General features: G+C 62.1%; 9 protein-coding genes. 3 read left to right on the top strand and 6 right to left on the bottom strand.

Going from position 1 to position 25,243, the window contains the following annotated elements:
- Window positions 1–39 precede the first annotated feature (39 nt).
- Window positions 40–669 (top strand): LysE family transporter, encoded by a 630-nt coding sequence (locus R4P70_RS28360; RefSeq protein ID WP_020908008.1) that lies wholly within the window; start codon window positions 40–42, stop codon window positions 667–669.
- 4 nt (window positions 670–673) lie between these two features.
- On the opposite strand, the gene R4P70_RS28355 is transcribed toward R4P70_RS28360, so the two are convergent.
- The 5 genes from R4P70_RS28355 to R4P70_RS28335 all read right to left on the bottom strand — a co-directional run bounded on the left by R4P70_RS28355 (window position 674) and on the right by R4P70_RS28335 (window position 7,186).
- A complete protein-coding gene (locus R4P70_RS28355; protein WP_020908009.1) occupies window positions 674–1,345 on the bottom strand; it encodes a DUF1345 domain-containing protein in 672 nt (223 codons plus the stop codon).
- A gap of 68 nt (window positions 1,346–1,413) precedes the next feature.
- The gene (locus R4P70_RS28350) at window positions 1,414–2,733 is read right to left on the bottom strand and encodes a lipase family protein (protein WP_317832924.1); all 1,320 of its coding nucleotides are present in this window, start codon (window positions 2,731–2,733) and stop codon (window positions 1,414–1,416) included.
- Window positions 2,734–2,753: 20 nt separating this feature from the next.
- A complete protein-coding gene (locus tag R4P70_RS28345; RefSeq protein WP_019748788.1) occupies window positions 2,754–4,085 on the bottom strand; it encodes a class I SAM-dependent methyltransferase in 1,332 nt (443 codons plus the stop codon).
- A 144-nt stretch (window positions 4,086–4,229) separates the two neighbouring features.
- On the bottom strand, window positions 4,230–5,792 hold the full coding sequence (locus R4P70_RS28340; RefSeq protein ID WP_317832921.1) for a pyridoxal phosphate-dependent decarboxylase family protein: 1,563 nt from the start codon (window positions 5,790–5,792) through the stop codon (window positions 4,230–4,232).
- A complete protein-coding gene (locus tag R4P70_RS28335) occupies window positions 5,789–7,186 on the bottom strand; it encodes an MFS transporter (protein WP_317832919.1) in 1,398 nt (465 codons plus the stop codon). Before R4P70_RS28335 ends, R4P70_RS28340 begins: the two co-directional genes overlap by 4 nt.
- A gap of 123 nt (window positions 7,187–7,309) precedes the next feature.
- Between R4P70_RS28335 and R4P70_RS28330 the strand changes: the two genes are divergently transcribed.
- Window positions 7,310–7,963, top strand: a complete 654-nt coding sequence (locus R4P70_RS28330; RefSeq protein WP_021333672.1) for a GNAT family N-acetyltransferase — start codon at window positions 7,310–7,312, stop codon at window positions 7,961–7,963.
- Window positions 7,964–8,004: 41 nt separating this feature from the next.
- Entirely contained in the window at window positions 8,005–8,574 is a 570-nt protein-coding gene (locus R4P70_RS28325) for a DUF5655 domain-containing protein (RefSeq protein ID WP_021344503.1), read from the top strand.
- A gap of 389 nt (window positions 8,575–8,963) precedes the next feature.
- On the opposite strand, the gene R4P70_RS28320 is transcribed toward R4P70_RS28325, so the two are convergent.
- Window positions 8,964–25,118, bottom strand: a complete 16,155-nt coding sequence (locus tag R4P70_RS28320; RefSeq protein WP_317832917.1) for a non-ribosomal peptide synthetase — start codon at window positions 25,116–25,118, stop codon at window positions 8,964–8,966.
- Between the last annotated feature and the right edge of the window lie 125 nt (window positions 25,119–25,243).

The following is a 25,243-nucleotide window of genomic DNA, read 5'->3' as shown; positions in this document are numbered from 1 at the left end:
TGGTTGTCGGGAGTATTTCCCGATCAAAGGACTTTCGACATGAGTTGGCACGTCTGGTTGGCGTTCTTCGGAGCAAGTTGGGTGATCAGCCTGTCACCGGGGGCCGGCGCCATTGCGTCGATGTCGTCAGGGCTTGCCTACGGCTTGCGGCGCGGATACTGGAACATCTTCGGGCTGCAGTTGGGATTGCTGCTGCAGATCGGAATTGTCGCGGCCGGGGTCGGTGCAATTCTCGCCAGTTCGACCGTGGCCTTTTCCTTGATCAAGTGGTTCGGTGTGGCATACCTCGTCTACCTGGGAATCAGGCAGTGGCGATCGGCGCCCACCGAGGTGGAGACCGACGAGGCAACCGCGAGCAGTTCCGGCCCGATGATGATGCTTCGCGGTTTTCTCGTGAACGCGAGCAACCCGAAGGCTGTCGTTTTCATGCTCGCAGTGCTCCCACAATTCCTGGACCCGTCGGCACCGCTGCTTCCGCAGTATCTGATCATCGCCGCCACGATGTGCGCAGTCGACGTGATCGTGATGACCGGATACACCGGGCTGGCCGCACGGGTGCTCACCTTGATGCGATCCCCCAAACAGCAGAGAACCACCAATCGAGTGTTCGCCGGCCTGTTCTTCGGAGCCGCCGGCTTCCTCTCGAGCATCGGACGTGCAGCGGCTTGATCGGTCACAGGCCTGCAATCAAGTTTACGACGGACGCCACGATCACCGAACCGAACAGGTACGAGAGCAATGCGTGGCCGAGCGCCATCGCGCGCATGTCCGACGACTTCAAGTTGGTGTCGGAAATCGCGAAGCTCATCCCGACTGTGTAGGCCACGTAGGCGAAATCGCTGTACCGCGGCGGTTCTTCCTGATTGAAATCGATTCCGCCGTCGGGGCCCGAGTAGTACAGCCGCGCATAGCCGAGGGCGAAGAGCGTGTGGACCGCCAGCCACGAGATCACGACACTACCGACTGCAACCGATGCCGCCACGACTTGGTAGTGATGTCCGTCGGGTGCCGCCAAGAGCAGGAACGCGATACCGACGAGGCTCGCGACGGCAGCGCCGAGAATCAGCAGGTGTGCGACGTTGCGAGCCGGTTCTTCCCGCGTTGCGTGGCTCGCGGTGAGCGTCGCATCGAAGGGCCAGACCAGAATCCACGTCCACACCGTGAACACCATCGCCGCGACATCCCAGCCGATCAGGAAAGCGAACCGGGGGTAGCCGACCAACGCCGTGACGACGCCTGCAGCGACACCGAGCACCAGACCTGTCGACACTCTCAGCGCTGGCCCGGCACCCAGCTCACTCCGCGGAACCGGGTTGATCGGAAGGTCGTGCGATCGATCGTTCACGGGCTCAGTCAACCACCGTTCGCAATGAGACGGTGGTTACGCCGCAAGGTAATCGAGAAGCAGGCGTGTCAGGCGTTGCAGGTGTCGACCAAAGGCTTGCCGTTGAATCTGTCCAGCACGTACTGCAATCCGACACCGAAGTCCGCTACGGCCGGCGCGAGGTGATTGTTACCGCTCCCCGGATTCACTGCAGGCAGGGTGTCGGTGAACAACGTCGCCTCGGCCCCGCGCGCGCACCAGTCCTGAACCAGGCGCCGGGTTTGCTCGTACGGGATGAAATCGTCGTTGAGCGCTCCGTTGACCAGAATCGGCGAGGCCGGGGTTCGCCGCCCGATGCGTTGTTCCTCGATCACCTGCTGGATCTCCGGTACCGATTCCACCACGTCGGCAAGTGGCCGGCCGTCCGTGGTCCACGACGCCGTCGACTGCTTCCCGTACTTGGTTCGGGAATCGATGAGGCATTGCCCGGCGACGTCGGCGAGCACGGACCGGCCGTAGTCGTTGAGTCGAGATTCGATCGGCTCTCGGGCGGCGGGATATCGGTCGAGGACGCCGTTGATCGTGTAGCCGATCGCGGCCATCAGGCCGGTACCGTCGATATGACGCAGAACGCTTGCCAGGTCTGCCGGGGGCGCGCTCGCGTAACTCCCGACCAGATTCAACTCAGGCGCGTATTCGGGTGCCAGTTCGGTTGCAGCGGCAGTGGCGCCGCCGCCCTGCGAATGGCCCCACAGCGCTATCGGATCGTCCTCTCCTGCCTTCGCCAAGGCTCGGGCAGCGCGTGCACCGTCCAACATCGCATGGGCTTCCTCGGCGCGATTGACGTAGGTATGGATGCCGGGTGTTCCGAGTCCGATGTAGTCGGTGACAAACACGCGAACGCCCTGGGCTAGGAATGCGAAAGCAAATGCGGACTCGTAGTTGACACCGACACTGTCCACACCGGCACCGTAGTTCGACGGATTCCCGGGTTCCGCCAGGCGGAGTTGACCGGCAGTGGGGAACATCCTCGACGGCGCGCACTGATCACCTTGGCCCTGAGTGCCCGGACCGATCACGACCGTCGGGCGCGGGCCCGCGCCTGACCACGGGGCGGCCGGCTCCAGGTACGAGCCCGACACAGCAACATTGGATCCGTGGGTGTCGGTACTCGAATACAGGATCCGGGTCCCTACACCAGGCACTCCGCCAACGGCACCGGCCAGCGGCAGCGGTTCCGTCCGAATCACCGAGCCCGGATCACCGACGTCGCCCGGAATCGCGTCGTAGAAGTCGTTCACAGGTTGGGCGTTCGCTATCGGTGTGAACAGTAGCGAGGTCGACAACAGCGCCGATACCGCAACGGCCGAAACCTTCAGTGCCGCGAGGACAACCTTCCGGGTGCTCATGGAAATCCAACGTATAGGCCTCAGTCGACGCGCGGACCGGTTTCGATCTGCGGGACTTCAATCGATCGATACCAACTGCTACGCGAGCGGGCCATGCCACTGGCCCCCCGATCGCCTGGTTTCACGGCCAGGACCTGATGAATCGTAAGCCTGTGCGGCTCCTCGAAACCCAGGGCACTGGCAGCGAGATACAGCAACCAGGTTCGCACGCGGGGAGCACCGACCTGTAGGACCGATGCGTCCCAGTTCTCGCGAAGGTTCTGTACCCACGCGCGCAGTGTCAAGGCGTAATGCTCGCGCAACGCCTCGCTGTCACGCGTCTCGAAACCTGAAAGTTCGAGCGCATCAATGGTTTTGCTCAGCGGAAGGATCTCACCGTCCGGGAAGATGTACCTGTCGATGAAACTGCGTCCGTCATCGACGTTGTCCGACAAAGACTTCACCGCCGCGATGGCGTGATTGAGCAGACGGCCCTGCGGCACGAGCAGGTCGTAGAGTTTTGCCGTGTACACCGGCAAATTGGCCAGGCCCACATGCTCGGACATGCCGATGCTCGAAATCGCGTCGTACGGGCCGTCGTCGACGTCGCGATAGTCCTGCACCCGAATCTCGATACGATCGGCCAAACCCGCGTCGGCAACTCGTCCCTTGGCGTACTCGACCTGCTCGTTGCTCAGTGACACTCCGACGACGTCGACGCCGTAGTTCTGGGCAGCGTGCAGTGCCATCGATCCCCAGCCACAACCGACGTCGAGCAGTCGCATTCCCGGCTTCAGATCGAGCTTGCGGCAAATCAGATCCAGCTTCGCGTACTGAGCAGCTTCGAGGGATTCGACCCCTTCCGGCCAGTACCCGCACGAATAGACCATGCTCGGCCCGAGAAACATTTCGTAGAAGCGGTTCCCGACGTCGTAGTGATGGGAGACCGTGGCCGAATCGCGTGATTTACTGTGCCGCTTGCCTCGCTTACGACGCATCTCGATCGACGGAGGCGATGGCGGTGGACCCACCGCCCCCAAGCCGGCGAAAGTACCGGCGGCGCGCACCAGCGAGCGCAACGGCAACGCCGACAAACGATTCTCACCGAGCCGCGTGACCAGATCCGGGACATCGAGGAGCGCAAAGATATCGCCGTCTACGTCCAGATCGCCGGACACGTATGCCCTCGCCAGCCCCAATTCGTTGGGAGAGTACAGGACTCGACGTAGGGCACGCCGATTCCGGAAATGTACCCGCGCAGCGGCGTCCGGCGGACCTGCCTCCGAACCGTCCCAACATCGCACGCGAACCGGAAGCGGAACCCCGATCACTTCCTCGAAAACCGTCAAAATTTTGGTCGCGGCACCAGTCACAGATCAACCCCTCCGACAAAGATGGTTAGCCGATGACAGAAAACTTACGCCCGATTCGCGAATCTTTCGCGCCATTTGTCCGAGTTTTGGGCAGTGTTCACCGCAGTTTCGGTATTCATCGAGGTTTCGGTATTCATAGCGGTGTCAGGGCTCCACCAGCCCGGCGAGGAATTCCACCAGCAGTCTCTTAGTCACCTCACGTGGCAGCGATTCCACTGCCGCGAGGACGGCCGCCATGTCCAAGGGAGAATCAGCAGAACCCCGAGGATCCAGCCCCGCCGACCTCAAAGCTGCCGCGACAGCGTCACTTGGCAACGCAAGAACATCGGCGACGGTGACATCGCCACGTTCGAATGCTCCGGCCAACTCTGCCAGTGCCGGCGGCGCCTCGGCTGCCGCCAAGCCGCGAACGTCGTCGGCACCGAGGACGAGCGCATTGGTCAACTCGCCGAGCACCGACTCGGTCACCGGGGTGACGGTGAGGTGGGTTGTTCGAGGCAATACAGTTCCGTCAGGTTGCGTCGACGCCGGCTGCCCTTGAAGGACGAAGCCGCGGGCACCGACAGCGCTGACCCAGCGATGCGGATCGACTCGACGTTCGAGGGGCACCGAACCATCGGTGGCGACCGCGAACAGCGGCCCCACCGGCGAGCCCACGACGCGAAGCCCGTCGATGCTCTGGACCGTTTCGATCAGCGCTCGGGTGGCCCGCTGCGCCCGGGACACCAGTTCGGCGTACCCGGATTGCCCGAGAACTTGCGAAATCGCCCACGCTCCGGCCAGTGCAGCAACGGATTTGGAACCGAGAAGAGTGGGATTGACCACCGGATACCCCGGCCAGTCCGTGAGCCCGAAATACTGCTTGCGATGCAGGTCACGCCCTCGGTGCAGCAAGACCGAGACGCCCTTGGGCGAGTATCCGTACTTGTGGAAGTCGACCGACATGCTGGTGACACCGGGCACCTGGAAATCCCAGGGCGGCAGATCACCCCACCACGGCAACGCAAGCCCGCCGATGCAGGCGTCGACATGTAGTGGAATCGAATGCGCACGAGCAACTTCCGCGACGTCGGCGATCGGGTCGAGCGCCGCGAACGGGTAATTGGGCGCCGAGACGACGATCAGAACCGTGTCCTTCCGAACTGCCGTCGCAATATCGTGTGCGCCCACGCGCCCCGACGTGGGATCTACGGGTACCAGGACGAGTTCCAGTCCGAGTAGGTGCGCTGCCTTGTGGAAAGCGGCGTGCGCGGTGGACGGAAGAACCAGCGAACCCTCACCCGGCGGGAGGCCGCGGAAGTCGCGAGCTGCCTTGACGGCCAACACACAACTCTCCGTTCCGCCGCTGGTGACATTTCCGACGACTATGCCTCCGGTGTCTGTGTCTGTATCTGCGGCTGGGTCTGAAGCTCCATGGAGGAACTCGCGAGCGAACGCAACCAACTCACGCTCCATCACCGCCGTGGACGGGAACACCGTCGGGTCGAGACCGTTGACCGGCTGAACCAATCGAGCTGCGTCCGCTGCCAACTCGTCGAGGGCTGCGAGACCGCTGTCGTACACGTACGACAGAACCCGGCCTCCGTGCGTCGGGGCGTCCTGCTCACGAAGCGAACGCAGCCGAGTCAAGATGTCGGCCGCCCTCTTCTCGAGGTTCGTGCTCTCGACGATCTTGCCCTTAAGTTCCTCGCCCTGAGTGGAACTCATCGTTCACCTACGTTCTCGTGAGTGGATTCTTGTTCGGTGCGGTAATTCCGCAGTACGACCAGGCTGATCGCAACCAGGATCGCCGGGACGACCGAGAAGCCAAAGGCTATTCCGGTCAGCGCTGATTCCGGTTGCACGACAGTCTCGCCCGCAGTTTTCGAAACGAAGCCGGTCACCGCGAGTACACCCAAGAACACCGCGGGCCCCAGAGCAAGGCCTGCGGTTTCCGAGGCTGTCCAGATACCACTGAGCGAACCACCACGTTGGCGTCCACCGATTCGCGCGTCGTCCTCGATGACGTCAGGAAGCATCGCCAACGGGAACACCTGCATGCCGGCATATCCGACGCCGGCAAGGGCGACTGCACCGTAGATCCACCAACCGGCGTCGACAGCCGCAAGGGTCAACAACGCCGTCGCGACGACAAACAGAACCGAGGACACGACGTAGCCGCGAAGCTTTCCGTACCGATGCGAGAACCGGTACCACAGCGGCATGACGACGAGAGCTGGTCCGACGAGTGCAACGAACAGACCGGTGAGCGCGCCTTCGCTGCCCATCACATAGGTCGCCAGATATTGCGCACCCGCCAACATCACAGCGGTGGCAAGTGCTTGGAGCACAAAGACGATGACCAGCAATCGGAACGCGCGGGTACGTCGTATCGCGTCGAACCCGTCCCGGTACTGCGAGAGCAACGAGCCGACCGGCGCGTCCGCGTGAGTCACCGTGTGGCGCGCCGCTCCGCGAACTGCCCAGATCATTGCCCCACACATCAGCGCCGACACCCCGATGGCCATGACCAGATAACCGCGTGCTCCGCCCCCGGCAGCGTCGCGAAGTTCCGGTCCACCAGCGCCGATGACCAGAATTGTCAGGGCCAACACCGCAATTCGAACCGATACCAAACGAGTGCGTTCGTGGTAATCGCCGGTCAACTCGGTCGGCAACGCGATATATGGAACCTGAAAGAGGCTGTACGCACTCGCCGCGAGCAGGAAGAAGACGAGCACCCACAACGCCCCGACTCCGGGGCCCGCAGACACGGGGGCTGAGAACGTGAGAATGAAGAGCAACGGCAGTCCCAAAGCGCCTGCGAGCATGAGTGGCACTCGCGTACCAGTTCGATGAGAGCTTCGATCGCTGATCGACCCGATCAGCGGATCGATCAGAACGTCGGCGATTTTCGGGACAATGACCACAAGCGACGCGAGCGCCGCGGCCACGCCGAGCGTATCGGTCAGGTAGTACGCCAGTACCAGACCTGGAAGCACACCGAATCCACCCGTGCCGACACTTCCCGCTGCGTATCCGGCCACCACGCCGCGCGAAAGCCTGTCAGGCGATCTACCTTCACGAAGACGTACCGGTTTGTCTGTAGTCACCGTCCACACACTAATGTCACGACTCCGTACCGCGAGGGCAAAAGAATCTCGATGACCAGAAGTCGCTCACTCGGACGGGCCGGGCATGCCAGACTGTGAACCGATTCGTACACGAACGAAAGCCTGAAGACGATGGTTGGTCCACTGACAGAGATCTGGCCTCCGTACGGAGTCACGATCACGTGTGGGCCCGTCACCTTGGTCCCTGTGCGCGACGACCATTTCCCCGAACTCGCTGCGCTGGTCCGAGCCGGCATTCACCCTGCCGAACAGATGCCGTTTCTCGTCCCCTGGACGGTGGGCACTCCCGACGAAGTGTCGCGAAGATTCATCCAATACCACTGGTCGGTCCGCGGAGCGATGACCACGGCCGACTGGAAATTCGAAACAGCCATTGTCGTCGACGGAGAAATTGTCGGCTGCCAGGCGTTCGCCGCGACGGATTTTCCCAAAAGTCGTACCGGTGAAACCGGCTCCTGGATCGGGCGCGGGTTCCAAGGCCGGGGCATCGGCACTCTTGCCCGACAGGCAATCTGCGCATTCGCATTCGACTCTTTGGGCGCACGAAGCGTCGTGTCGTCGGCGTTCACGGACAACCCCGCCTCGATCACGGTGTCGACCAAAGTCGGCTACCGCGCCGACGGCACAGTAGAGGAGTTGGCTGCCGACGGCCGAATGACCGTGCGTCGACTCTTCACCCTCAGGCGCGAAGATTTTGTCGCACCGCCGTACCCCGTCGAAGTGACCGGCGCAGACGCGCTCAGGGCGATGCTGGGTATCGACTGAGCGAGCTACCCGTGCACCGTGACAGCCGGTAGAACAGACGCATGGAACCCTCCGACATGATGGCCGCAGTCACCTCGTCCATGCGCGACCGTACCGGACGCACTCTCGAAGAATGGGTTGAGGCTGTACGGACGTCGGGGGTCGACCCGCTCGATCAGAACGAAGTCCGCAAGTGGCTGAAAGCAGAGCACGGTGTACCGCAGAACTCGCAGTGGGCAATTGCATTCGAGACTGCCAAACAGTCCGGATGGGTGGAGCCGACCGTCGAGCAATACATCGACCAGCAGTACAGCGGCCCGAAGGCAGCACTGCGACCCATCTTCGATGCAGCCCGACGTCTGATCGAAGAGCTCGGAACCGATGTTCGAGTCGAAGGCCGCGGAACATACACGCCCTTTGTTCGCGCTCGCCAATTTGCTGCCATCGCAGCGGCCACCAAAGCCCGAGTCGACCTCGGACTACGTTTTGTCGAGGCCCCCGGTTCCGAACTTCTGGTGCCGGCCAAAGCTCCCGGGCAGTCGACTCACAAGATCGGGCTCACCAGCACCGAGGACGTGAACGACGAAGTCGGATCGCTGATAGCCATCGCGTATCAACAGAACGGCCGGTAGGACACTAACTCGCCGCCACGCAACCACTCACCGGCACGCTGCACGAAAGTCCCTGTTCTCCTTATCGGAGAACAGGGACTTTCTTCACCGCGGGGGAAGGTCGCTGCGACGTGTCAGCTCAGGCCGAAGATCGCGCCGATGATGGTCCGAGCAGCCTCGAAGAGCGCATCAACGGACGGGACACCGATTTCAGAGCTGATGGAAAAAAGGGAACCCAACATACGATCCTCCGGAGATAGTTTCTGAATGGCTTACTGCCACAAGGGAAAGACTACAGACTTTGCTTGCAGAACTGAAGCAAGGGGACCACGGGGGTGACAATTCCGGACCAAAGTCCCGGCCTAGCAGATCTGCTGCACCCCAATATGATTGAGTTGCTTCGATGAGAATTAGACGCTTTCGACACCGTCGACGAGGGCTTTCGCAACACTCGCCAAAGCCTCCGTGCTCGACATTTCCGAGTGAGAGCAGTCGACCAGGTATGCCCGTAGCGGCCCCACCAGTTCGGACCATTCTTCGACCAGGTGACGATGTTCAGGCAGATCACGCTGCGCCACAAACAATTCCACTGACCCGAAATAGCGCCGCGGCGTGTGGTCCCGAACGATTCGCGACAGTTTTTCCACCCGCCCCACTACGGATTCGAGAACCGTATCGGAAAGGAAATCCAAACCGGTCTGCCTTCGGATCTCTGCCGCAACGTCTACGAAAGTCATTGCTGCAGTTTCAGTTTCAACCTCAGCTAGTCCGATCTGCGCAAACAGTTCGGAAGGTTTCGGAGCCGCTTGTACCGATGGCATCATCTCCGGCAACAGCGCGTCGAGCATGACAACCGAACCGACCAGATCGCCCGTCTCTTCGAGTTGGCTCGCCATCTCGAGCGCGATCGTTCCACCGGCCGACCAACCCAGTAGATGGTATTCACCCGACGGCTGCACATTCCGTACGGCATCGACATACCCCGACGCCAACTCCGCCACCGTGCCGGGTAGCTCACCGGCACCCGTTGCCTGGATGCCGTATACCCGTCGACCTTCGAGCTGACCGACGAGTCCGACGTAGCACCAGGCAATTCCGCTGACCGGATGCACACAGAACAACGGCGGCCTTACGTCATCAGGATTGCCGCCCAACATGACGATCGTGTCCAGCGGATCCGAATGGAACGAATCACCCTCCACGACGTCGGCCTGAACGAGATCCATCCGAGAGGCAAGCTCCGCCACAGTTCGATCGGTGAAAATCCATTGAACCGGGAAATCCCTGTTCAGGGTCTCACGCAAGCGCGAAGCCACTCGAACTGCACCCATGGATGTCCCGCCGAGCTCGAAGAAGTCGTCGTAGCGGCCCACCGATTTCGCGCCGGTCACGCCCTCGAATGCCTGTGCCACTTGACGTTCGGTATCCGAGACGGGTCGATCCACACTCGACCCTACCTGCGGCGAAGGAGCAGGAAGTGCCGCTACGTCTATCTTCCCCGAAGCGAGCAACGGGACCACTCCCATCACCGTCACCGAAGAAGGCAGCAGGTGCTTCGGCAGCAGGCCGGAGACAAACCCGCGAAGCTCCGATTCCGTCACCGAACCGTTTTCCGCCAGCGTTACGTACGACCGGAGTTCAGCGGATCCGTGCCCGTCGTCAGAGACGACGGTAACCGAGAAGATCACTGCTCCATGGCTTGACAGAGCCACGTCGACCTCCGCCGGTTCCACGCGGACACCCCGCACCTTCACCTGTGCGTCGTTGCGCCCCAGGTACTCGAGCGCTCGGTCGTGACGCCTACGACGCACGAGGTCACCCGTGCGATACATCCGAGTCCCCACCGCATAAGGATTGGCGACAAAACGCTCGGAAGTCAGACCCGGAGAGGCGACGTACCCCCGTGCCACATTCTCGCCGGCGAGGAATAGTTCTCCCGCAACGCCATCCGGAACCGGTCGGAGCCTCTGATCGAGAACAAACGCCGTCGTGCCAGGTACCGGGGTGCCGACGGTGACGTCCCCGTCAGTGATCCGCGCGGAAATCGATGCCGCGATCGTTGATTCGGTCGGTCCGTATCCGTTGACGATGCGATGTCGGGGTGACCACGCCGACGCAAGGCGGGCAGATAGCGGCTCCCCCATCGATTCGACGATCAACGGTTGCACTGCATCCGGATCGACTGTGGCCAGGACCGTTGGCGTCACGATCAGATGTGTGACGTCGGCAGCGACCAGCAGATTCGTGAGTTCCTCTCCCCCGTAGACGAAGTCAGGAGCCAGAATCAACGTTCCACACCCTGCCGCCGCCAGAAGAATCTCGATCACCGACGCGTCGAAGGTCGACGACGCCAATTGCAGGACTCGGGGGCCACGATCGAGCTCGGCGATCTCGACGTGCGCGGTGTAGACGTTCATGATTCCGCGGTGTGAAACCTCGACACCCTTGGGTCTTCCCGTGGAACCCGACGTGTAGATGACGTAGGCGAGGTTGTCGGGATGAGCCGGCGTTGCCGATACCTCGACAGCCCCACCAGCAGTGCAGGATTCATCCATCGCCACCCACTCGACGGAGTCAGGCAAACTCTCGGATGCACCTCGCGCTGTCAAACCGACAACCGAACCACACTCCTCGACCATCGTCTGCCGGCGCGCTGTCGGCAGAGCCGGATCGAGCGACAGCCACGCTGCGCCTGCCCGCGCTACCGCCCACAGCGCAACGATCCACAGATGCCCGCGACCGAGCGCAACGGCCACCACGTCATCGGGTCCGATTCCTCGGACCACCAACTCGCGAGTCCAGTGCGACGACTCCTCGTGCAGGTCGCGATAAGACCAGCGCCTGCCGTTCTCTTCCAGCGCGATGCCGTCGGGTGCCTGCCGCAGCGTGCGTTCGAAAATGTCCGCAATCGTCAGCGGTTCGACGTGTCGAGGATTCGCAGCCGTCAGCGCCGAGCGTTCGAGACCGGACAGCAATTCGATCTCCCCGACCACGATCTCGGGTTCACCTGTCACTGCTTCGGCGATACGTGTCACCCGCTGCATGAACAGTTCCGCCGTCGACGCGCGGAATCTGTCTGTGGCATAAAGCAATCGAATCGTCAGACTGTCACCGGTGTCGACCAGGTCCCACGTCAAGTCGTAACCGGTCGACGACCCTGCCTTGTCGATGTCGAAGACGGTGATGCCGTCGATCTGCGGCACGTCGAGCGCTCGCCGATATGCCAGCATGACCGTGAACAGGGGATGCTCGTTCATCCTGCGCGGCGGATCGACCTTCGCAACTACATCGTCGAACGAGACGTCCGCGTTCGCCATTGCTTCCAGATCGACACGGCGAACCTCGTCCAGGACAGCAGCGAAGCGGTCGGAGGAGTTGATCCTCGTGCGCAATGCGACAGTACCCACCATCATGCCGGCCACGCTCAGCAGCGCCGGATCGTTCCGCAGACTCACAGCTGCTCCCACCACGACGTCGTCTGTGACGCACTCGCGAGCGAGCAGCACGGCAATCACGCTGTGGACAACCATGAATACCGTGACGCCATGCGAACGAGCCAACGCCGACAACGCGTCGTAGGTGGCGCCGTCGAGGACTTCCGTCACCATCTCGTCGGATCGTGAAGACACCGGACTCCGGGGGTTGTCGACGGGTAGAGCCAACACATCCTCGACGCCACCAAGTGCGTTCGACCAGTAGTCGAGTTGCCGATGCGCCACGCTGAGAAGATCCTCCGGATCGCCCAAGCTCTCTCTCGCCCAGAGACTGTAGTCGCCGTAGCTGATCCCCTCAGCGGAGCGATCCCATTCCCTTCCGAGCACCCTCGCCTCGAAGGCTGCCGCGAAATCGGCAAGGATCGGGCCCATCGACGCACCGTCGATTGCGATGTGGTGAACAACCAGTACCAGGACAGTCAATCCTGCAGAATCGGCTCCTGCATTTTCGCTGAACACACGCACACGGAACGGAACATCTCGTTCGAGATCGAACGGCACAGTCGCGAAGGCCGAAGCGCTCGCACGGATATCGTCGACGCACTCAGCGGTGAGATCGACTGCAACAGAGTCTATTTCAACCTGTTGTGGACCGAACTCACCCGGAACAAACACAGTTCGCAACACGGCATGGTGATCGACGACGTCACCGAGGGCGCTACTCAAGACCGAACGATCGATGTCGTCTGCCAGGACCGCTGCAAACGTCAGATTGTACGCAGTCGATTCCGGCTGAAGTTGATTGATCAGCCAAAGTCGTTGTTGCGAGGGCGCCAGCGGGGCCGGCATGCCGGGATCACGTCGAATCAGTTCGCGGCGCTTGCCATCGGACGCGCTCGCCGACAGCCACTGAGACATCGCTCGCGGCGACGGATTGTCGAAGACGGCGCGAACAGGCACATCCCGCGCGAAGATCGAGGCAAGTCGACCTGCCACCGCTGCCGCGGCCAACGAATCACCACCTGATTCGAACAGGTTGTGCAGAGCGCCGAAACTTCCGGACACGTGTTCCGACATCACAGCGGTGACGAGTTCCTCCGAAACCGTCACTGCTGCATCGGGCGCCTGGCTCTCGAACACATGGCGCCGCAACGCATCTGCGTCCAGTTTTCCGTTCGTCGTCAGCGGGATCGACTCCAATACGACCACGCGGCCGGGCATCAGATACGCAGGCAACATCGCGGCCAACTCGATTGTCAGCTGATCCGCCTCCACACCATCGCCAACCGCGCACGCAACGGCGATCTCGTCGACGAGGACAACCGCCGCAGCCTCGACACCCGTGCATCGACGCAGAGCTGATTCGATTTCGGCGGGCTCGACACGGATTCCTCGCACGCTCATCTGACGGTCGGAGCGTCCGACGAATCCGAGCGTGTCATCGGTGCGGCGGTGAACCAGATCACCGGTCCGATAACGGCGGCGTCCACCTGGTGCTGCGACGAACGAGCTGGCGGTGCCGGCGGGATCTCCGGCATAGCCCATCGCAAGCCCGGGCCCGCTGACGTACAACTCACCGATCCCGGCCCACGGCACCGGACGCAGTCGCGTATCCAGTACCTCTGCACCGATTCCGGCGAGCGGAACTCCGATGGTGACCCGATGATCCACCTCGGCGACCGTCGTGACCACCGTGCATTCCGTCGGTCCGTACGCATTGAGCATTCGCGCGCGGCGACTCCACGCACGCGCGGTGGAAGGTGAGAGCACATCGCCACCGACTGCAACCACCTCCAACGAGTCGAACCGCTCCGGAGCCATGGTGTCGAGTACGGCCGGAGTGGACAACATGTGAGTGACGCCGCGTTCTGCGACAAACTCTTCGAGTGCCCTTCCGCCGAAAGCCTCCCGAGGAGCGACCGCCAAGGTAGCCCCGGCGCCGATCGCCAACATCATCTCGAGAATCGCCGCATCGAACGTCGGTTTGTAACCGTGCAGCACAACCGAGTCCGAAGTCACGCCGTACTTCCGGATTGCGTCGTCGGTAAGAAGGCCCAGACCTCGGTGGGTGACTGCAACGCCTTTCGGTTCACCAGTCGACCCGGACGTGTGAACGACGTACGCGACTGAATCCGGATACTGCCGACCGGGAACGGGGCTGCGGTCGGAGAGCACTGTGCGCAGCTGCTTCAGCCGTGCCGGCGGCAGGTCGGGGTCGATCGGCACGAATGCCGCGCCCGTTTTCGAGATCGCCAACATTCGGACCAGGTACGCGATAGTCCGTACCGCCGGAATCTCGTACACGGCACCCGGTCCTGCGCCCCGAGCCACCAGTTCCCAGGCTTGGGCATCCGAGGCAGAGTCGAGTTCGGCATACGTCACCGTGCGCTGTCCGTCGTCGAGAGCAATGTTGTCAGGGAATTGCGCCGCTGTGGCGGCGAAGATCTGGGTCAGTGTCCGGGACGAATCGACCTCGACAGCAGTCCAACTGGGCGCCGCGCCCACCGCGAGATCCGAAACGAGTACTGGCACATCCTCGGCCATCGAGGTGAGCACTCTCGACAGTTGTCGAGCAACCGCGTCGGCGCTCGAAGGATCGAACGCGCTCGCGGCATAGATGAGCGCTCCGGTCAATGATCCGTCGACAGCGGGTGCGAGCGAGACGTACATGGGGAACTTCGTTGTCGCGGTCTCGATTTCGCGAGCCTCGATCGTGAGACCGGCCACCTCCACGGCAGGGATCGCGAAGTTCTGCAGACCCAGCGCAATCTGGGGAGTTCGTCCGCCGAGCAGCTCACCAACCAATTCGGCAGGAACAAAGCTGTTTTCGAATGCTGCCACATCCGCATCGAAAGCTGCACCCAACAGAAGGTCGACCGGCACGTCCCCGTCGATCCGAAGGCGAAGAGGCACCGTATCCACGAACATGCCGACCACGCCGTCGAGCTCAGGCGTACGCCGTCCGTCGACAGCTGTCGCGATCACGACATCGGGATTTCCACTCAGCTTGGCAAGCACCACGGACAACGCCGCATGAACTACCGCAAACAGCGAGACCTTCAATCGATCGGCTCGCGCCTGCAGTGCCGAGGTGATGACGGCTGGAATCACGAAGTTCACTCGCTGCGCTACGGAATCCGGCCCGCCATCAGAGTGATCCACCGTCAGCGGCGACACAGATGTCACAGCGTCCAGCGTTCGGCGCCAGAACTCCTCGACGACAGGGGAAACGTCACGTGCTGCCTCCCACGCGGCAAAATCCCCGTACTGGATCGGCAGCGGAGACCATTGCGGATCCAGTCCAGCTCGTCGCTTGCCGTAAGCGGTCAGCAGGTCGCCGACCACCGTTCGCATCGACACCCCGTCGACTGCGATGTGATGAAAGCTCACTGCCAGAATGTGCCTGACCGGTGACACCTGGAGCAGCATCCAGCGCACCGGCAGGTCTGCCGCTACATCGAAACCGCGCGAGCCGAACTCTCGCAGCAGCACCTCGACCTCGATGTCGGCGACCAGTCGCGTTTCCATTGTCAGGGGGGTCGGAGGATCCACGACCTGAACCGGTGGAGTGCCCGGATACCGGGTTCTGAGGACGTCATGACGGCCGACAAGATCCGTCGCTGCGTGACGCAGCGCGGGCACGTCGAGTTCACCGTCGATCTCGATGCAGATCGGCAGGTTGTACGCACCGCTCGACGTGTTCCGCTGGTTAAGTACCCACATCGCACGCTGGTTCCGTGACAGAGGTGCGGGCGTGGGGTCGCGCCGCGGTTCCAGTCTGACAACATCGGTCGCCGGGCCACTCTGCTCGAGCGAATCGATCCGGGCCGCCAACGCCGCAACTGTTGGATGCTCGAATACGGTCCGGAGCGGAACAACCAGCCCAAGGGAACTACTCAAGAGCGAGGTAACCTCCGCGGCCGACAGCGAGTTGCCGCCGAGCGAGAAGAAGTCTGCGTCGCGGTCGTCCTCATTCCCGCCGAGCACCGAAGTAAAAGCTTCGGCAACAAGGCGTTCTGTGGCGGTGGCCGGCCCCTGTGCACGGGAAGCATCCAGTGTCGGCGCCGGGAGACGGGCGAAGTCGACCTTGCCGTTCCGCATCGGAAGCGCGCCCTCGATTTCGACGATGACATGCGGAACCATGTACGTCGGAAGGACTTCTGCGACAGCGGCGCGAAGTTGACTCGTGTCAACTCTTTCGGCACCTGAACTTCGCACGTAGGCAACCAACAGGGGACTTCCACCTTTGGCCGACCGAACCCCGGCGACGCAGAAATCGACGTTCGCGACAGACTGAATGACTGCCTCGATCTCACCCGGTTCGATCCGGACACCGTTGACCTTCACCTGCACGTCGGTTCGCCCGAGATAATGCAGGCGATGCGTATTGCCCTCAGATTTGGGGCTTTCCGGCTTCCAGATCACCAGATCGCCGGTCCGGTACATCCGGACTCCTGAACTCGTTGCCACGAATCGCTCCGCGGTTCGGGCCGGTTGGCCGGCGTAACCGCGCGCGAGCATTCGACCGGAGAGATACAGTTCGCCGGCGACTCCCGGCGGCACCGGTTCGAGTCGATCATCGAGCACGACGGCGTCGACCCCGGCCAGTGGATACCCGACGGATCCGTCGTGAGTGTCAGCTGACCGATGTTCGATCGACAGTGGTTCGGTAGCAAGCGAATACATCGCGGACTCGGCCGGTCCGTATCCGTTGATCACTCTGCGTCCGGCTTGCCAGCGCTTCGCCAACGCACCGCCAAGTCGCTCGCCCCCGAACATCACCGTTGCAAGGTCCGGCAGCGAAGGATCGCCGATCGAGGCGACGACAGTAGGTGTGGCGCACAGATGAGTAATTCGCTCGCGCCTCAGTGCTGATGCAAGTCCCGAGCCGAACAGTTGGTCGTCCTTCGCCAGAACGAGCGTCGCCCCGGACGCACTCGCGATGAGCACCTCGAGCAACGTCATGTCGAACCCTGGCGCTCCGCGATGGAATACGCGCGAACGTGGACCAGCCGAGAATCGACGGGGCAGGTCTTCGGCAATTACACCGAGCCCGCCGTTGGTCACCACCACGGCCTTCGGAGTTCCAGTCGTTCCTGACGTGAAAACTACGTAGGCCGCGAGGTTCTCGGAATGCTGTCGCACCCCGTCTGCGTCCTGCCCACCACCGGCGTCGAGGCCGCAGACCGCGCCGTCGCCCAGTGCTTCGAGGACATCGCGTACTCGCGCCTGCGGCTGTTCCGGGTCCACCAATGCCGGAGCTGCACCGACCTTCGCAATCGCCCACAATCGCACGATCGACGCAATGGACCGATCGGCAGTCCAGGCAACGACGTGGTCCACTCCGACTCCCCCGGAACGTAACTCGTCGGCCGCGACGTCCGACTGTGCATCGAGGTCTCGGTAAGTGAGTGTGTTGCCCTCAGCTTCGACCGCCACGGCATCCGGAGCGAATTCGACGCCGTATCGCAGCATCGATGCAAGCGTCGTGCCGGAACACCGAGATGCATCGGGCCGGTCGACCGCGCCGTGTGCGGGGACGAGAAGAGCTCGCTCCGCACTCGTCAACAGGTCGATTCGCCCTACCACGACATTGGGGTCGACAGATACTTGATTCAGGAGGTGCTCGAACCGACCCGCAAAGCTCGATACCGTCAGATCATCGAATAGATCAGCGTTGTACACGAATTCGAGACCGAGACCGCCCCCGATCCCCTCGTCCGTGACGTTGAGCTGCAGATCGAAATTTGCTTGCCTGACATCGGGCGAGATCTGAGTGACGGACAACCCCGGTATGGACCACGCGGCGGAATGAGTTGTCTGGAACGAGAGCGCCACCTGGAACAACGGATGTCGCGAACGCGATCGCGGTGGGTCGATCAGGTCAACCAGCGATTCGAAGGGCATCTCTGCGTGCGCGAACGCCGCTACGTCTCGCTGACGAACCTGCTCGACCAACCGGCCGAACGACTTCGACGGATCGACTTCGGTCCGAAGAACAATCGTGCCGGCAAACATGCCGACCAGCTCGTCGAGTTCAGGTGTGACGCGTCCGGACACAACAGTGCCGACAGCTACGTCATTGCTGCCGTTGTACCTCGCCAGCAGCGCCGCGAGTGCAGCGTGGACAACCATGAACATGGTTCCGTTGTTCGATTGTGCGAGTGCTTGAAGGCTCGTCCGTACCGAATCCGAGATCTCTACCCGGCAACTCGACGCGCGGGCGGACGTCGAACGCGGACGGTCCAGGGGTAGCGTCACCTGCTCGGGAAGGCCTTCGAGAGCATGCTTCCAGTAGCTGGATACCGTCTCGGGAATCCCCGATTCCCGTTGCCATGCGCTGTAATCGGAGTATTCGAGCGCGAGCGGCGACCACGTCGGAGCTTGCTGGGCCGAGCGAGCGATGTACGCCGCCGTGAAGTCATGTACCAACAATTCGAGCGATCGAGCATCGGCTGCAATGTGATGGATAACAACAGCCAGGATGTACTCGTCAGGCGAAAGCTGGAGAAGTGCCGCACGTACGGGCGGATCCACGGTGACATCGAAGCCCGAACCCACCAGTTCTGCAACACGATTCTCGGCGTCGTCGCCGTCGAGTGCCTCGAGCTGAAACAGCGGAAGCGCATCCTCGGCGTCGAGCACCGTCTGAACCGGACGCTCGCCGACAACCGGGTATACGGTCCGCAGAGTGCGATGGCGATCGATCAGGTCGCGAATTACCAGTTCGGCTGCAGCTACGTCCAATTCACCCGTCAGGCGTAACACGATCGGAATGTTGTAGCCGGAGGATTCTGTATCCAACTGATTCAGAATCCACATTCGGTGTTGGGAAGCCGACAGCTGCACCTCCGCAGTGCCTGGGCGAGGTACCAAAGACAGACGAGGTACCAAAGACAACGGAGACGCTTGCCCCGTGCCGATTCGGGCGGCAGCGATGCCGGCGAGCTGATCGACGAATGGGTGCTCGAACACATCGCGGACGTCGAGGTTGCAGCCCAAAGCGGAGTTCAGGCGCGACGAAAGACGAGTGGCGATCAAGGAATTGGCCCCTTGATCGAAGAGATTCCGGACCGGATCTATATGCGGAACTTCCATCAAATCGCTCAGAATGGCTGCAACTGTCTGAGCGAAGAAGTCTCGCGACTGCCGAGACGGCTGCACTTGCGAAGTCGGGTCCGGCAGTGATGCTCGGTCGATCTTGCCGTTGATCGTGACCGGCAATGACGCAAGCGGCATCAAAGCCGACGGGACCATATGTGCGGGCAACAACGAACGAGCAGTCCGCAACACACCGTCGAGGTCGTGTCCGTTCTCAGGGGTGATGTAACCGACCAAAGTCGGCCCACTGTCGAGTTCTCTCACCACCACCGTGGCCTGCTCCACCGACGTGTGAGCCAACAGCGCGGATTCGACCTCGCCCGGTTCGACGCGGTAACCGCGCAGGGCCATCTGACCGTCGGCGCGGCGAACATATTCGAGTCGACCGGCTCGCCGACGGACCAGATCGCCGCTGCGGTACATCCGCGATCCTTCGAATCCGGGTTCAGACACAAATCGGGAAGACGTCATCCCTGGTTGACCGAAGTAGCCTTCAGCCACCTGCGGACCGGCAACGTACAGTTCGCCGACAGATCCCGGCGGGACGGGCTTCAACGACGCGTCGAGCACGTAGCTGCGAAACCCTGGTAGTGGGGACCCGATCGGCGAGACAGTCTCGTTACCGGAGATGAGATCGAAATTGGTTACATGGACCGTGGTTTCGGTGATTCCGAACATATTGACACCCCGCACGTCCGGGTGCCGATCGAACCAACCCTGCACGCGCCCGACGTCGAGGCGATCGCCGCCGAAAACAATCGTCCGGAGCGGAAGCAGCATTTCCGGCGTAACTTCCGCCAACGCATAGAAGGCGGCCGGGGTCTGATTCAGAACGGTGACTTTCTCCCGCACAATCAGATCCGCGAATCTTTCGGGAGAGCGCGCGACGTCACCGTCTACGATCACCAGGGATCCGCCAGTGGTCAACGCACCCCACATCTCCCAGACCGAGAAGTCGAATGAGTGCGAATGAAACATCGACCACACGTCTTCGTCGCCGAAGTCGAAGATCTCGCGAGTCGAGGCCAGCAGAGCCAACACGTTGTCCTGAGTCACCACCACACCTTTGGGCGCTCCGGTCGATCCGGACGTGTAGATCACGTAGGCGGCGGCCTCCGAGTGCGGAACAGGCCAACCGCCCGTCGCGTCAGCCGTCTCGTTCACGAGGATGACAGCTTGCTCGTACCCAACGAACCGCCCAGCTGATTCGTCCGTCGACACAATCGCTTTCGGGCCTGCATCGGCAAGTACGTAGTGGATGCGAGCGTCGGGATACTGCAAGTCGATCGGGACGTACGCAGCGCCCGCGCGAACGACGGCGAAGATGGCTACGACGAGGTCGACCGATCGAGGCAGGGCGACCGCCACGCGATCCCCGACTCCAATTCCTCGATCGATCAAGACGGCGGCAAGGCCCTCCGAACGAACTCGCACCTCTTCATAGGTGACGCGAGTATCGCCACTCGACACCGCGATTGCATTCGGATGCCGGGCTGCGACGGCCCCGAAGAGGTCGGGCAGCGACTGCGCGACAATCGAAGGCCCCGGCACCCAAGCCAGCAATTCTTCGCGCTCCGCAACGCTGAGAACATCGATGTCGCGCAGCATGATTGACGAGTTCTCGGTAATCGAGTCACATACTCGACGCAGTCGCTCGACCCAGCTCTGCACGGTGCCCGCATCGAACAGATCGGCGGCATATCGGAAAGTGCCGCGAATACCGCTCGCGTCGCCGTCAATCGTACGATCCTCGCGCACAGTCACTTCGAGGTCGAAGCGAGGGTGCGCGGGAGGTAGCGGAGTGCCGTGGGCCGTCAAAGTTCCCACCGCGATCTCGGAATCCGCTGCTACCGGATCGACAGCGAGAACAACTCTGAGGAAGGAATTCTTGTCGCCTGCGGCCCCACTGACCGCACGGTCTACCACCCAGTCGAACGGGACGTCGGCATTGGACAAAGCTGCCACGTCAGCCTCGCGTACCCGACTCAAGAACTCACCGAAGGTGTCTCCGCCGCGAAGGAGCGTTCGCAGCGCCACGGTCCCGACGAACATACCGACGGCGCCGTCGAACGAAGGGTGTGTTCGGCCGGACGTCGGGGTTCCGATGACCACATCGGACGCACCGGTGATCTTGCTCAGCGCAATCGCAAGGCAGGCGTGCAACACCATGAAGGTTGTGCAGTGATGCGCTCGAGCGATCTCGTTGAGCGCTGCATGGACGGTCGAGGGCAATTCGAAAGTCACGTCCCGAGCCGACGACGGTTGGTCCGGCCGGCGGGATCTGTCCACGGGAAGCGCAAGAGTCGGATCAACGCCGGCGAGTGCGTCGGACCAGAATTCCAGCTGGCGACCTGCCAAGCTCTGTGGATCTGCAGGATCACCGAGAATGGTTCTGTGCCAAGCGGAATAGTCGCGGTAGTCGAGCGCGGGCGAAGGCCAGATCGGCGACCGTCCGTCGGCGCGAGCGTCGTACGCGGAGATCAGGTCAGAAACGATCGTGGCGAACGAAAGGCCGTCCAAGGCTATGTGATGCGCAACTACGGTCAAGCGGTGGTCGGCATCGCTGCCGGAGGTGAGGATCAAACGAAGCGGCGCATCGGTCCCCAGATCGAAACCTGCCGCAACCAAATCCGCTGACGCAGCCCCGTAATCCTCGGACGGAACCTTGATCAGAGTCACCGGAGTCGCGGTCGCAACCTGGATCGGCCACGTGTCGTGATTCTGTTCGAACGAGAACACGGTACGCAAGACGAGATGGCGATCGGTCAGGTCGGCTACCGCCGCCCTCATCGCCTCTGTATCCAGTGCGCCACTGAACGCGACCTCGAACGCGATGTTGTACGCCGACGACTGGGGATCGCGACGGTTGAGCAGCCATAGACGTTGTTGCGCCGGAGCGATTTCGACGGTGACCTCGTCCGAAATGCGCTCGGGCTCCACCACCCATTCCGCCCGGTCCTCACGAATCTTCTGGGCCAGACGCGCCGGAGTCGGGGCGCCGAACACGTCCCTGACACCAACTCGTCTACCGAGTGCAGAACTCACGCGCGCTGCAACATACACGGCGTCGAGGGAACTACCGCCCCAGGCGAACAAGTCGGAGTGCGGTCCGAGAACTCCGACGCCCAGGACCTCGGCCATCACCGAGGCAATCAATTCCTCGTCGTACTCGATCGGACGGTGCACGGTCGAGTGCTGCTCGGCGACCGCGGACCAGGTCGGTTCAGGAAGCGCCGAACGGTCTGTCTTTCCATGGCTCGTGACGGGCAACGCTGCCAGAATCGTCACCGAACCCGGAAGCATGGAACGTGGAAGTAGTGAAGCCAGATGTTCGTGGACCGCCTTCTGACTCAATAGATGAGCAGTGCCGTCCCCACCTTCGGCCGCAGTCACGTACGCCGCAAGCGACCCGGATCGCTCGACCACCACTGCTTGCGCAACACCGGGAGTCGACAGGAGCACAGCCTCGATCTCGCCCAGTTCCACGCGTACTCCACGGATCTTGACTTGTTGATCAGAGCGGCCCAAGAACTCGAGCTGACCGGCATTGTTCCATCGCACGACGTCCCCGGTGCGGTACATGCGCTCGCCGCCACCAGTGGCACCAATGGGCGCCGCTACGAAACGCTCCGAGGTCAGCGTCGGGGAAAGGTACCCGCGCGCCAGTCCTGGTCCCATCACGTACAGCTCACCCACGGCGCCGACCGGAGTCGGACGCAACCACGAATCCAACACCACAGCGGCAACGCCGTCGATCGGACGCCCGATCGGAGTATCACCGCCAGGCTCGAGTGGCTCGCTCATGAATGCCGCGACGGTCGCTTCACTGGGTCCGTACGAATTAACGATGTCGACATGGCTCGACCACACATCCACGAGCGCCACCGGCGGTCGCTCGCCACCGACGTTCAACACTCGAAGATCCGGCAGTTTCCGAGGATCCATCGTCAGCGGAACCGATGGTGTCGAGATCAGGTGCGTGACACCCTCGAGCCGCAGATAGTCTTCGAGGTCCACTCCGCCGATCAATCCGGGAGGAACGATCACGGCGGTCGCGCCGCAGCCGTGAGCAACCAGAATCTCGAGGATCGCCACGTCGAACGAGGTAGTCGCCAAGAGCGCGACGCGGGAGGAACTATCGATGTTCAGTCGCCGTGCGTGAGAACGCAGCAACGGCGCAATGCCTCGATGCGTGACCGCGACGCCCTTCGGTCGTCCGGTCGACCCCGACGTGTAGACCACGTAGGCGGTGTCGTCCAGAGACAGGGCGGCGATAGATGAACCCGCCCCCACACGTCGATTCACCGGCCCTTCGACGGTCTCGTCTTCCCTGGGGTCGACGACGCAGACCCAAGCCGGCACGTTCACGAGTTCGCCACCGATCACAACGGACACGTCGGCGTCGTCGAGAATGAAAGCGACACGCTCGGAGGGTGTTTGAGGATCCACGAAAAGAAGGGCAGCACCAGCCCGCGCTACTGCATGAAATGCAACTACGGAATCGGTCGAGCGCTCGGTGAGGATCCCGACGACGTCACCTCGTTCGACGCCGTTCTCCACGAGCAAGGCGCACAGTGCATCCGCGCGAGCGCCGAGCTGGTCGTAAGTGACGTCCACACCTTGCTCGCGGATCGCGACGGCGCTCCCCTGCCATGCGCCGCCTCTGACGACCGAATCGAGCGTCGCGAATCCGTCCGTCCGCGGACCTAGCGCGGGGACCAGATCCTTCACTTCGTCCGTCGAGAGGATGCGGAGGTCACCGAGCGCACGGGTAGCCGAGTCGAGGAATCCCTCGAGTAACCGAACGAACTGACGATGATGCATCGCCAGGTCACGTTCGCTGTACAGGCGTGGATTGGCTTCGAAGGACAGGCGAACGTTCTCCCCCGCGATCGACGGATAAATGCTGAAGAACAGATCTTCGGTGGGTCCGGATGTGAGGACGTGAAATTCGCCGACGACGTCGCCGAGCCGAATCGCTTCGTGAAACATCATGACGTTCACGGCCGGGCCCGCCGCCTCACGGGATCCGCCCTGACCCTCCTGGAAGCCCATGTCCTCGTAGCGGAATCGCTGGTGGCGTAGTGCACCGGTCATCTGAACCGAGATCTGACGCACCAGTTCTTGTGGCGACAGATCCCGTTCGAGTTGCGCACGAACAGGCACGATGTTGGACAGCATCCCACCTGAACGTTTCGACGTCGCCGTGGTGCGGCCGGACACCGGCAAGCTGAGGACTACGTCATCGGAATCAGTCATGCGACCGAGATAGGACGCGAATGCACCGACGAGGACCGCCACCTCGGACGTAGTCCACTCGGTCGCTACATTCGAAAGCTGTTTTGCAAGAGTTGGATTCAGTGTCCGCACCATCATGTGCTGCGGCATGGACGTCAGGCCGGCGCCGTCGGTGAGGCGTACCGGGCGGGGCAGGCCTTCGGACATCTCCGTCCAGTACTGCTTGTCCGATCGATACCGCGACGAGGATCGGTAGTCGACGTCGAGGTCATGCAGTGCACGTACCCCGACACCACCGAATGGAGTCAGCGTCTTGCCATGAACCAGATGCGAATAGCGCTCGGCCACCCGCGCGGTGAGTGTCATCGCCGCATGTCCGTCGAGCACGAGATGATGGGCATGCGAGTACCAGAAATAGTGATCGTCTGCCAGATGAAGCAAAGTCGCCGAGATCAGGCGGTCAGACATCACGTCAAGTGGCCGTGAGTATTCCGCGGTCATCCACTCGTTCGCGCGCTGAACCGGGTCGTCGTCGCTGCGTAAGTCGAGGTATGCGAGATCGTCGACGATCGAGTGATCGACAATCTGCGCCGGCTCGGCATCAGTGGCGACGAGGCGAACGAACGGCGACTCCAATTCATGACATGCCGTGTTCGTTGCCTCGATCAGAGCGTCGACGTCAACCGGTCCTCGTAGCTCCACGTACTGAGCCACCACGAACGGAGTTGACGGACTCAGTTGCTGCGCAAACCACAGCGCGAGCTGAGCCCGAGACAACGGAAAAGCACTCAACCCGTCACCTCACATTTCACCAGCCTTGTTTTTCACGAACATTCGATGGCTGATCACGTGAATCCATGGGAGCGAACACCACGAACGGCCGAACCGAACCCTACTGTCTCGTCTAAGTTTTCACC

Origin of the sequence: Rhodococcus sp. IEGM 1241, assembly GCF_033142365.1 — a bacterium.
Taxonomy (GTDB): domain Bacteria; phylum Actinomycetota; class Actinomycetes; order Mycobacteriales; family Mycobacteriaceae; genus Rhodococcus_F; species Rhodococcus_F erythropolis.
The sequence above is the reverse complement of the archived record's forward strand: the minus strand, read 5'-3'. Positions and strand labels throughout refer to the sequence as shown.